Source organism: Roseateles sp. P5_E11 (assembly GCF_054049355.1).
The window spans coordinates 1-1,741 of record NZ_JBFUMO010000869.1 but is presented as its reverse complement, the minus strand read 5'-3'; the positions used below and the strand labels follow the sequence as shown (position 1 = coordinate 1,741).

At 64.3% G+C, this 1,741-nt stretch carries 2 protein-coding genes and 2 pseudogenes; all 4 read left to right on the top strand.

All coding sequences use genetic code 11. The annotated features are described in order from the left end of the window. Positions 1-4 precede the first annotated feature (4 nt). Positions 5-610 (top strand): cytochrome c oxidase assembly protein, encoded by a 606-nt coding sequence (locus ACXJKR_RS31585; protein WP_457326214.1) that lies wholly within the window; start codon positions 5-7, stop codon positions 608-610. Further along, on the top strand, positions 607-849 hold the full coding sequence (locus tag ACXJKR_RS31580; protein WP_457326213.1) for a DUF2970 domain-containing protein: 243 nt from the start codon (positions 607-609) through the stop codon (positions 847-849). The genes ACXJKR_RS31585 and ACXJKR_RS31580 overlap by 4 nt, the downstream gene beginning before the upstream one ends. 50 nt (positions 850-899) lie before the next feature. Beyond that, a pseudogene (locus ACXJKR_RS31575) lies at positions 900-1,577 on the top strand (cytochrome c oxidase subunit 3); the annotation flags it as partial. A gap of 1 nt (position 1,578) precedes the next feature. Then, positions 1,579-1,741, top strand: a pseudogene (locus tag ACXJKR_RS31570) (cytochrome c oxidase subunit 3); the annotation flags it as partial.

Sequence of the window (1,741 nt, the reverse complement as noted above, 5' to 3'; positions counted from 1 at the left end):
CGTCCTGGCCGCTCTGCATCGCGACAACCGGCAGCTCGTCATGAAGCTGGCGGTGGTGGTCGCGTTGATGTTCGGCTTCGGTTACGCGCTGGTGCCGCTGTACAAGGCCATCTGCAATGCGCTGGGCATCAACGTGCTGTCGCTGGCCGAGCGCCAGACCGCGCTTTCCAGCAAGGGCATTGCCGACGGCAACGGCCAGATCGACTTCAGCCGTGAAATCACGGTCGAGTTCGACGCCAATGCCCGCGGTCCCTGGGACTTCAAGCCGGCGGTGCGCCATCTGACGGTGCACCCGGGCGAACTGACCCAGGTCATGTACGAGTTCCGCAACGTGCAGGACCGCACCATGGCGGCCCAGGCCATCCCGAGCTATGCGCCGATGCAGGCGAGTGCGCATTTCAACAAGCTGGAATGCTTCTGCTTCAACGAATACACGTTGAAGCCGGGCGAGAGCAAGCAGTGGCCGGTCGTGTTCGTCATCGACCCCAAGCTGCCCAAGGATGTGAAGACCATCACCCTGTCGTACACCTTCTTCGAGGTGGCGGGCAAGGGTGGCGTCAAGCTCGGCCAGGCACCTGGATCGCGTTCCGGTGCGGGAGCCGCGCTGTGAGCGAAGCGGGCAAGGATCTGAAGGACGCCGTGGGCCGCAAGGCCTCGCTGGCTCAGACGATCTCGGCCGTGGCCTGGAGTTTTTTCGGTGTGCGCCGGGGCAAGGATCATGAGAACGACATGGCCAAGCTCAACCCGGTGCATGTGTTGATCGCGGGCGTGCTTGGCGCCGCCCTGTTTGTATTGGTGCTGGTGCTGCTGGTCCGTTGGGTCATCAGCAGTGGCGTGGCCGGGGCCTGAGGGCCCGCGCCGCAACAGAGTTCAGAACGAGCGAGTACTAGGAGAACAACATGTCGGCAGCGACTACCCCGGGCAAGACCCCGTACTACTTCGTCCCGGCGCCTTCACGGCATCCGGTGATGGCCGCGATCGGCCTGTTCTTCGTCATCCTCGGCGCCGGCCAGTGGGTCAACGGCCATGACTGGGGCATGTACTCGCTGTTCGGCGGCCTGGCCTTCTGGGCCTTCGTGCTGCAGCAATGGTTCCGCCAGGCCATCGGCGAGAGCGAAGGCGGCTTGTACAGCGACCGCATCGATGTCTCCTTCCGCTGGAGCATGGGCTGGTTCATCTTCTCGGAGGTGATGTTCTTCGCCGCCTTCTTCGGCGCGCTGTTCTGGTCCCGCCTGTACTCGGTGCCGGTGCTTGGCAGCCTGGAAAACGCCTTGCTGTGGCCCGACTTCAAGGCCATCTGGCCCAGCACGGCGCCCGGCTTTACCGCTGCGCCGGCGGGCACCGTCGAGGCTTTCAGCACCATGGGCCCCTGGCCCATCCCGACGATCAACACGGCCCTGCTGTTGACCTCGGGCGTCACGCTGACCATCGCCCATCACGCGCTGATCGCCGGCAACCGCGGCAAGACCATCCTGTGGATGTGGATCACCGTGCTGCTGGGCGCGACCTTCGTCGGCTTCCAGGCCTATGAATACCACCACGCCTACACCGAGCTCAACCTCAAGCTGACCTCCGGCAGTCACGCTGACCATCGCCCATCACGCGCTGATCGCCGGCAACCGCGGCAAGACCATCCTGTGGATGTGGATCACCGTGCTGCTGGGCGCGACCTTCGTCGGCTTCCAGGCCTATGAATACCACCACGCCTACACCGAGCTCAACCTCAAGCTGACCTCCGGCA